The organism is Leisingera sp., from assembly GCF_982940295.1.
In genome coordinates, this window is the sequence record NZ_CEYXRG010000004.1 from 240,985 (window position 1) to 250,958 (window position 9,974).

Consider the following 9,974-nt stretch of genomic DNA (forward strand, 5'->3'; position numbering starts at 1 on the left):
AGGAAGCCGCCCGCCATCAGCCGCGAGCCGAAGGCGTTTTCGATCGTCGTGGTCATCGACAGCACGTTGCCGTACTGGTCCACGATCGAGATATGCGAGGTCGAGGGCAGCTCGATCGACTCGTCGTCCGCCAGCAGCGCATGGTCGAACTCGGGCGAGCCCGGCGCCACCTCGGGCAGCGCGTCATCGCCCTGCAAGAGCTCCGCGCGGCTGGCCAGGTAATCCGCCGCCACCAGCCCGTGGGTGGGCACCGGCACATAGTCGCTGTCCGCCATGTAGCGGCTGCGGTCGGCAAAGGCGAGGCGCGAGGCATCGCCGATCAGCCGCCAGGCTTCGGCGCTGTCCGCCCCCAATTCAGCCAGGTCATAGGAGTTCAGCATCCCCAGGATCTGGCCCACGGTGAGCGCGCCGGAAGACGGCGGCCCCATGCCGCAAGCCTCGAAATCGCGGTAAGCGACACAGACCGCCGGGCGTTCCTTTACCTGATAGAGCGCAAGGTCCGTGCCCGAAAGCACACCCGGGTTGCCCTCGGCAGCGGTGACGGCGTGCACGATTTTTGCCGCGATCGGCCCGGAGTAAAACGCCCCCGCGCCGTCCTGAGCCAATGCCCGCAGGGTTTCGGCATAGTCCGTGTTCAGCAGCACGACCCCTTCCTGGATTGGCTCGCCCTGCGGCAGGAAATAGGCAGCCGTGGCCTGGGACCGTGCCAGCCGCTCTGCATCGGTTGCCACCAGCCCGGCCAGCCGCGGCGAGACAGCAAAGCCCTCCTCCGCCAGCCGGATCGCGGGTTCAAACAGCGACGGCCAGTTGGCCTGCCCCCAGCGGCGGTGCGCCGCCTCCAGCAGCGCCGGCGTGCCCGGGGTGCCGACAGAAAGACCGCCGACCACTGCGTCAAAGAACTGCAACGGCTCGCCGTTCTCATCCTGGAACAGCGTCGGCATAGCGGCGAGCGGTGCAGTCTCGCGCCCGTCCAGCGTCGTCACCTCGCCGGTGGCAGCATCGTACCAGACCAGAAACGCGCCGCCGCCGAGGCCCGAGGATTGCGGCTCCACCAGCCCCAGCACTGTCTGCACCGCCACCATCGCATCCGCCGCGGTGCCGCCTGCGCGCAGGACGCCGGCGCCGGCCTCCACTGCATGCGGGTTGGCGGCGGCAACCATCCAGTTTTCCGCCTCCACCGGCTCGCCTGCGGCCTTGGCCTCCAGTGCAGCGGCCACTTCGGAGGAGATCGCCTCAAACGTGCCGGCGGTCGCGCCTTCGGGCGCGACAGCATCCGCGGCTTCCTGCGCGGCGGCGGAGCCCGCGGCAAGCGCGGCAGCGGCCAGAATCAGATACTTCATGAAAGTCCTCCCTTAAATGCCAGCCACATTCCGGTGCGCTTACAGCATAGACGGCACCACCTGATCCGGCGGGCGGTGGCCGTCCTCGAAAGTCTTGATATTCAACAGCACTTTCTCGCCCATCTCGATCCGGCCTTCGAGGGTGGCCGACCCCATATGCGGCAGCAGCACCACATTCGGCAGCTCCCGCAGGCGCGGGTTGATGTCGGTGCCATGCTCATAGACGTCGAGACCCGCGCCCGCGATTTCACCCGCGCGCAGCATCCGGGTCAGCGCCATTTCGTCGATCACCTCGCCGCGCGAGGTGTTCACGATCACCGCCGAGGGTTTCATCAGCTTCAAGCGGCGGGCGTTCATCAGGTGGAAGGTGGAGGGCGTAGACGGGCAATTGACCGAGAGCACGTCCATCCGCGCCACCATCTGGTCGAGGCTCTCCCAATAGGTGGCCTCCAGCTTCTCTTCGACCTCCGGGCGCAGGCGGCGGCGGTTGTGGTAATGGATCTGCATGCCAAAAGCGGCGGCACGCTTGGCAACCGCCTGGCCGATCCGGCCCATGCCAAGGATGCCCAGGCGGCGCCCGGCAATGCGGCCGCCTAAGAAAGCGGTCGGCGCCCAGCCCTGCCAGTCGCCCTTCTGCATCACCGCCAGGCCTTCGGGCATCCGCCGCACCACTGCCATGATCAGCGCCATCGCCATGTCGGCGGTATCGTCGGTCAGCACGCCAGGCGTGTTGGACACCAGAATGCCGCGCTGGCGGGCGGTGGCCACATCAATATGGTCGACGCCGGCACCGTAGTTGGCAATCAGCTTCAGCCGGTCGCCCGCCTGCCCCAGCAGCCCTGCATCAATATTGTCGGTGACGGTCGGCACCAGCACATCAGCGTCCTTCAGCGCCGCGGCCAGCTCGGTCCGGGTCATCGGCGTGTCATCCTCGCGCAGGCGCACATCAAACAGCTCGCTCAGCCGGGTCTCCACAGGTTCCGGCAACCGTCGCGTAACGACAACACTCAATCGGTCTCTTGGCACTTGTGCTCTCCCTTGGGCTTTTCATTCCGCACGCCTCCATGGCATCGTGGCGCAGGATGCGAAGAGGCACAAGAACCCAACCGCATTCCCCGGCCCGCAACCGGAAATTTAGCGGCGCGGCGGGTCAGACCGAAACGGGCAGAACACCGGAGCAAGAGGCTGGGCACAACCCGGCTGGGCAAGAAGAGGCGAGCAGGCAGTGAGACAAGCGGCAATGGCAATCCGCCATCTGGCGGCAGCGGCGGCAGCCTTGGCCCTGACGGGCGCAGTCTGCGCGGCCGAATCCCGCGGGCCTGTCACCAACCTCCCCCTGCCCCGCTATGTCTCGATGAAGGCTGCCAAAGGCAATGTGCGCCGCGGCCCCTCGCTCAGCCACAAGATCGACTGGGTGTTCAAGCGCCGCGGCATGCCGCTGGAAATCACAGCTGAGTACGGCCACTGGCGCCGGGTGCAGGACCGCGAAGGGGCCGGCGGCTGGGTGCATTACGCGCTTCTGTCGGGCGTGCGCACGGTGCTGGTCGAAGAAGACATGCTGACCGTGCATTCCCGCCCCGACACCCGCGCGCCGGTCACTGCCGCCTTCGAGCTGGGCGTGGTCGCCCGCCTTGGCGAATGCGAAACCAGCTGGTGCGAGATCTCGGCCGGCGGCTACAGCGGCTGGGCCCCCAAGAAAAAACTCTGGGGCGTCGCCCCGGACGAGCTGCGCGAATAACCCCTGCCCTTTCATCTTTCCCGAAATACTCCGGGGTGAATTGGGCCAAGGGCCCAAAAGGGGCAGCGCCCCTCTTCCTTCGAACCTGCGGGGCAGCGCCCCTCCCTTCTGCCGCGGCAATCCGCGCGGGGAGGGAAATGCGCCAAACCATTGCACCCGCAGCAATGGTGTTCTACATGAGGGCCGTATCTATAGCTGCCAAAGCAGGTTCCGGCCCGGTTTCCCGGGCCCCGCTCCGGCAGCACCGGAATACCCTCACCGGCGCGGCCCGTCCGCGCTGCCGTCACAAAAGCCTCCGAGATCGCTGAAAGGTTGTGGAACATGGCAGAAAATCAAACCCCGGACATATTGTATACCATTGTAGACGAAGCGCCCGAACTGGCCTCGGCATCTTTCCTGCCGATCATCCGCAAGTTCGCCGCCGCCGCCGGTGTCTCTGTCGGCACCAAGGACATTTCGCTGGCTGGCCGCATCCTCGCCGCCTTCCCGGAAAACCTGACCGCAGAGCAGCGCCAGAGCGATGACCTGGCAGAGCTGGGCGAGCTGGTGAAGACCCCGGACGCAAATGTCATCAAGCTGCCCAACATCTCCGCTTCGGTGCCGCAGCTGGTGGCCGCCGTCACTGAGCTGCAGGGCCAGGGCTTTGACATTCCGAACTACCCGGAAGAGCCGAAGACCGACGAAGAGAAAGCCGTCCGCGCCCGCTATGACGCCATCAAGGGGTCGGCGGTGAACCCGGTTCTGCGCGAAGGCAACTCCGACCGCCGCGCTGCCAAGGCAGTCAAGAACTTTGCCCAGAAGAACCCGCATTCGATGGGGTCCTGGTCGGCGGACAGCAAGACCAAAGTCTCGTCGATGCCGGGCAACGACTTCTATGCAAACGAGAAATCCGCGACCATCACCGCCGCGCAGGCGGGTGACGCGAAGATCGAGTTCGTTGGCAAGGACGGCGCCGTCACCGTGCTCAAGGACAGCTGGCCGCTGGCAGAAGGCACCGTGGCCGACGCCACCTTCATGTCCGCCAAGGCGCTGTCGGCGTTCCTGAAGGACGCCATTGAGGACACCAAGGCAGACGGCACCATGTTCTCGCTGCACCTCAAGGCCACGATGATGAAGGTCTCCGATCCGATCATTTTCGGCCATGCGGTCAAGGCCTGGCTGGCGCCGGTGTTCGATCAGTTCGGCCCGCAGCTGGAGGCCCTGGGCGTCAATCCGAACTCCGGCCTCGGCGACCTGCTGAACCGGGTCAAGGACAACCCGGAAATCATGGCCGCCATCGACGCGGTGCGCGCCGAGCGCCCCTCCATGTACATGGTCGACAGCGACAAGGGCATCACCAACCTGCACGTCCCCTCCGACGTGATCATCGACGCCTCGATGCCCGCGGTGATCCGGGCCGGCGGCAAGGGCTGGGATGAGAACGGCAACAAGGGCGACACCAACTGCGTGATCCCCGACAACTGCTATGCGCCGGTCTATGACGAGAGCATCAAGTTCTTCAAGGAAAACGGCGCGCTGAACCCGGCCACCGCCGGTGCCGTCGCCAACGTCGGCCTGATGGCGCAGAAGGCTGAGGAATACGGCTCCCACCCCACCACCTTCGAGGCGCCCGCGGACGGCACCATCCGGGTGGTTCTGGCCAATGGCGATACGCTGCATGAGCATGAGGTGGAAGCGGGCGACATCTGGCGCTCCTGCACCGTCAGGAAGGCACCGATCGAGAACTGGATCCAGCTGGCACTGGACCGTCAGCGTCTGACCGGCTCCGAGGCGATCTTCTGGCTGGACGAAAACCGCGCCCATGACGCCGAGCTGATCAAATACGTGAAGCCCGCGCTGGAAGCCGCAGGCGTTGCGGACAAGTTCCAGATCCTGGCGCCGCGCGAAGCCACTCGCCAGTCGCTGGAAACCATCACCAAGGGCGAGGACAGCATTGCCATCACCGGCAACGTGCTGCGCGACTACCTGACCGACCTGTTCCCGATCCTGGAGCTGGGCACCTCGGCCAAGATGCTGTCGATCGTCAAGCTGATGAACGGCGGCGGCCTGTTTGAGACCGGCGCCGGCGGCTCTGCCCCGAAACACGTGCAGCAGCTGGTCGAGGAAAACCACCTGCGCTGGGATTCAATGGGTGAATTCTGCGCGCTGGGGGAATCGCTGAACTTCCTAGCCGACAGCAAGGGCAACAAGAAGGCCGGCGTGCTGGGCGCCGCGGCTGAGGACGCCACCCAGGGCATCCTCGACAACAACCGCTCGCCCTCGCGCAAAGTGGGTGAGCCGGACAACCGCGACAGCCACTACTGGTTTGCCCGCTACTGGGCCGAGGCGCTGGCAGCGCAAACCGAGGACGCGGAACTAGCGGCGCATTTCGCCCCCATCGCAGAGGCCCTCGGCGCCAAGGAAGAGCAGATCATCAGCGAACTGGCGGCCGCACAGGGCGGCGCAGCCGACATCGGCGGCTATTACAACCCGAGCGTTGATCTGAAAGCCAAGGTGATGCGCCCCTCGGAGACGCTGAACGCGATCATCGGCTGATCCGTCCGCACCAATACAAACGAAAAACGCCCGGGGCTTCCCCCGGGCGTTTTTTTGTTCCGCAGGCGCTGAGGCTCAGAAGTCCTGCCAAAGATCCCTGGCGGCGTTGCCTTCAGCCATTGCGGCGGGCTGCGGCGTGGCCTCCATGTCCCAGCTGCCGGGGCCGTGCGCGGTCGGCGCCGGCGCTGCGGCGGCCTGCGCCGGTACCGTCCTGGCCGGGGCGGCCGCGCGGGTGCCGGGGATCTTGAAGTGGGCAACCAGCCCGGTCAGCCTGGTGGCATCCTCCTTCAGCAGCTGGCCGGCCGCTGTGGATTCTTCCACCATCGCCGCGTTCTGCTGGGTCACCTTGTCCAGCTGGGTGACGCCGGTGTTGATCTCCGCAAGGCCGGTCGACTGTTCGGCGGCCCCTTCGGCAATACCGGACACCAGTTCGGAGATGTGGTTGACCTGCGACACGATGCTTTGCAACGCCTCGCCTGCCTTGCCCACCAGTTCCACGCCGCGCTCCACCTGGCCGGAGCTGCTGCTGATCAGGGTCTTGATCTCCATCGCGGCATCAGAGGAGCGCTGCGCCAGCGCCCGCACTTCGGACGCAACGACCGCGAAACCACGGCCCGCTTCACCGGCCCTTGCCGCCTCGACCCCGGCATTCAGCGCCAGCAGGTTGGTTTGGAAGGCGATGTCGTCGATCACGCCGATAATCTGGGAAATCTGGTTGGAGGATTGCTCGATCTCGGTCATCGCGGAGACCGCGCTTTGCACCACTTCACCGCTGGTTTCGGCTTCGCGCTTGGCGTCCTCCATCGTTGCCTCGACGCTGCGGGCGCCTTCGGCGGCGGATTTCACCGAAGCGGTCAGCTCATCCAGGGCTGCCGCAGTCTGTTCCAGCGTCGCGGCCTGGCTTTCGGTGCGGTGGGACAGGTCATCCGATGCCTGGCTGATCTCACCCGCGCCGCTGCGGATGCTGTCAGCCGCGGCAATCACCTGCTCCACGGTCTGGCTGAGGGTTTGGGCGGTGCTGTTGAAATCCTGCCGGAGCTGCTCGTATTCAGCCGGGAAACTTTCGGTGATCTGTGCGGTCAGATCGCCGTGCGACAGGTCCGACAGCTTGCTGCTGAGCGCTTCCACCACGCCGCTGCGGGTGGCGTCGAGCTGCTGCTGCTCCTGCTCCATGTCCTGCTGCCGGATCAGCGCCTGGCGGAACACATCCACCGCCCGGGCAATCTCGCCCAGTTCGCTGCGCGCGCCGGATGACGGGATTCCGCTTTCGGTGTCGCCTTCCGCCAGTGCGGTCATCCGGTTCTTCAGACTGTTCAGCGGGGCGGTCACGCTGCGGGTGATAAAGAAGGCCGCCGCTGCCAGCAGCAGCAGGCCGCCGCCCAGAACCGCCAGCGACTTGTTGCGCATCGCAGCCACATCCGCTTCGATATCGGAAACATAGGCACCGGTGCCAACAATCCAGCCGAACGGCTCGAACGCCTGAACATAACCGATCTTGGCTTCAATCACGTCGGAGCCCGGCTTTTTGAAGTAATAGGTCAGTTCCCCCGCCCCTTGAGAGGCGGCGATCTTCTCCAGCTCCTGGAACACCTTGATGCCTGTCACATCCTCATAGGCGCCCTGGTTGGTGCCAACCCAATCGGGCACCGTCGGGTGCGCCTGAACCACCAGGTCGTGATCGAAAACAAACACATAACCGGACTCGCCAAAGCGCAGCGCGGTCAGCCGCTCGCGTCCGATGTCGAGGGCTTGTTCCGGAGTGAACCGTCCGGTCCTGGTCCCTTCATCCAGGTCTCGCAGCAGACTGACCGCCGCGTCGGTGACATTGTGCAGCTCCTTGTAGCGCATCTCATAGGCGTTGTTCACAGCCTGATTCAGCATCACGAAGGTGAGCACGGCGGTCAATCCAAGCGCGAGCAGCGCCAGGGAATAGATACGGACGGGCAGACGGTAGAGAAAAGCGGGTATTCGGGACATACTTGCAGAGCCTTCATTGCGGTTCTATTGCCGACCTGTTGTAGGAGGCAGTCTCTAACAAACCCCTACCCTGCAGGGCCCTGCCGGAGTTTTGGTGCCGGTTTCCGGGAGGTTTTTGCCGCATTTTGAATGGAATGCCGCACAGGCCTCCTTGGGCCGACGCCTGGCCCAAAGGAAACCGGAAACGCCCGGGGAAATGCCCGGGCGTTTTCTCGTTTTGCTTGGCGCAAGGATCAGAAGTCCTGCCACAGGTCCTTGGCGGCGTTGCCCTCTGCCATCGCAGCCGGCTGCGGCTTGACCTCGATGTCCCAGCTGCTGGGTCCATGCGCGCTCGGTGCCGGGGCGGCGGCGGCTTGCGCCGGGGCAGCGGCACGGGTGCCTGGGATCTTGAAGTGGGCGACCAGACCGGTGAGCTTGGTGGCGTCCTCCTTCAGCATCTGGCCCGCAGCGGTGGCTTCCTCCACCATGGCCGCGTTCTGCTGGGTGACCTTGTCCAGCTGGGTGACGCCGGTGTTGATCTCGGCCAGACCGGTCGACTGCTCGGCGGCGCTTTCGGCGATTCCGGACACCAGTCCGGAGATATGGCTGACCTGCGACACGATGCTTTGCAGCGCCTCGCCGGCCTTGCCAACCAGCTCCACTCCGCGCTCCACTTGGCCGGAGCTGTTGCTGATCAGGGTCTTGATCTCCATCGCCGCGTCCGAGGACCGCTGCGCCAAGGCGCGCACTTCCGAGGCCACCACCGCGAAACCGCGCCCAGCCTCGCCGGCCCTTGCCGCTTCGACCCCGGCGTTGAGCGCCAGCAGGTTGGTCTGAAAGGCGATATCGTCGATCACCCCGATAATCTGGGAAATCTGGCTGGAGGACTGCTCGATCTCAGTCATCGCGGAAACCGCGCTTTGGACCACTTCGCCGCTGGTTTCGGCCTCGTGCCTGGCCTCCTCCATCGTCGCCTCGACGCTGCGGGCGCCTTCGGCCGCGGATTTAACCGAGGCCGTCAGCTCATCCAGCGCCGCGGCGGTCTGTTCGAGCGTCGCAGCCTGGCTTTCGGTGCGGTGCGACAGGTCATCAGAGGCCTGGCTGATCTCGCTCGCACCATTGCGGATGCTGCTGGCCGCGGCAATCACTTGCTCGACCGTAGCGCTGAGGTTCCTGGCCGAGGTATTGAAGTCCTGGCGCAGCTGCTCATAGTCCTTGGGGAAGGCTTCGGTGATCTGTACCGTCAGATCGCCCTGGGACAGAGCGGACAGCTTGCCGCTGAGCGCCGACACCACCTTGCTGCGCTTCTCGTCGAGTTCTTTCTGCGCCGCCTCCAGCTCCTGCTGGCGAATCAGGGATGTCCGGAAGACGTCCAGAGTTCGTGCCATATCGCCGATTTCACTCTTGTTGGTGGTGGCCGGAATGGCGCTGTCGGTGTCCCCGTCGGCCATCGACTGCATGCGTCCGCGCAAGGCGCTCACCGGTCCGGTGACACTGCGGGTGATCAGGGTTGCCCCCACCATCAGTACCGCCAGGGTGACAAGCAGCGCGGTTGCGGTTGTGATAATGTTCTGCCGCACATTAGTTTCGATATCCGAGACATATGCACCGGTACCGACGATCCAACCCCAGGGTTCATAGACGCGGATATAGCCCATCTTGGCCTCGATCACGCCGGTGCTGGCGTTGGCGAAATGGTAAATCAGCGAGCCCTGGCCTTCAGCCTTGGCGATCTTCAGCATTTCCTGATAGATCTTGACGCCGTTTTCATCGGTCAAATCCGGCTGGCGCGTGCCCACCCACTCCGGCAGAAAGGCATTTGCGGTGATCACCAGATCGAAATCAAAGGCGTGAAAATCACCCGCGGTGCCGAATTTCAAACTATCGAGGGTTGCGCGCCCCATCTCACGGGCAGTGGCCTCGTCCAGCTGGCCGGTTTCGACCTGATTTTGCAATTCGTCCAGCTGGCTGAAAGCCAGATCCGTAATCTGGTGCAGTTCGCGTTCGCGGCTGGCGTATTCGGCGGTGTTTGCCCGGATCAGCAGGAAGACGGTCAACAGAGCAAACAAGAAAACGGCCAAAGCGGCCAGTGCGTAGATCCGGACGGGCAGACGGTAGAGAAAAGCGGGTATTCGAGACATTTTTGCAGAGCCTTCGTTGCAGGTCTATTGCGGACCGAACTTAGGAAGCAGTCTCTAACAATCCCCTACTGAACAGGGCCGCAACGGCAGTTTACGGCAGTTGGTGCTGAGAATTATCGTCTTTGGCGAGGCTGCGGCACTCGTGGACGTTTGCAGCAAGCCTTCAGGGGCAGTTTTCCGGCGCGCGGTTTCCGCTCTTGAGGTCTTGCAACGCAAAACCGCCGCTTGCGTTTATCGCAGCGGCGGTTTTGTTTGTGTGATCGT

At 64.5% G+C, this 9,974-nt stretch carries 5 protein-coding genes and 1 pseudogene; 2 read left to right on the plus strand and 4 right to left on the minus strand.

Features of this window, described 5'->3' with window-relative positions; translation table 11 throughout:
- Together AC4HIX_RS05945 and AC4HIX_RS05950 are read right to left on the minus strand one after the other, a co-directional pair.
- Nucleotides 1-1,340: pseudogene (locus tag AC4HIX_RS05945) on the minus strand (gamma-glutamyltransferase family protein); the annotation flags it as partial.
- Nucleotides 1,341-1,379: 39 nt separating this feature from the next.
- On the minus strand, nt 1,380-2,366 hold the full coding sequence (locus AC4HIX_RS05950; protein WP_475050420.1) for a 2-hydroxyacid dehydrogenase: 987 nt from the start codon (nt 2,364-2,366) through the stop codon (nt 1,380-1,382).
- Nucleotides 2,367-2,580: 214 nt separating this feature from the next.
- Between AC4HIX_RS05950 and AC4HIX_RS05955 the strand changes: the two genes are divergently transcribed.
- Nucleotides 2,581-3,078 (plus strand): SH3 domain-containing protein, encoded by a 498-nt coding sequence (locus AC4HIX_RS05955; RefSeq protein WP_490398275.1) that lies wholly within the window; start codon nt 2,581-2,583, stop codon nt 3,076-3,078.
- A gap of 321 nt (nt 3,079-3,399) precedes the next feature.
- Nucleotides 3,400-5,613, plus strand: a complete 2,214-nt coding sequence (locus AC4HIX_RS05960; RefSeq protein ID WP_490398276.1) for an NADP-dependent isocitrate dehydrogenase — start codon at nt 3,400-3,402, stop codon at nt 5,611-5,613.
- Between the two features lie 75 nt (nt 5,614-5,688).
- Here AC4HIX_RS05960 and AC4HIX_RS05965 read toward each other — a convergent pair whose 3' ends face one another.
- Together AC4HIX_RS05965 and AC4HIX_RS05970 are read right to left on the minus strand one after the other, a co-directional pair.
- Nucleotides 5,689-7,590, minus strand: coding sequence for a methyl-accepting chemotaxis protein (locus AC4HIX_RS05965; RefSeq protein WP_490398277.1), 1,902 nt, complete (start codon nt 7,588-7,590; stop codon nt 5,689-5,691).
- Nucleotides 7,591-7,823: 233 nt separating this feature from the next.
- Complete coding sequence (locus AC4HIX_RS05970) at nt 7,824-9,710, minus strand: methyl-accepting chemotaxis protein (protein WP_490398278.1); 1,887 nt, start codon at nt 9,708-9,710, stop codon at nt 7,824-7,826.
- Nucleotides 9,711-9,974: the final 264 nt, after the last annotated feature.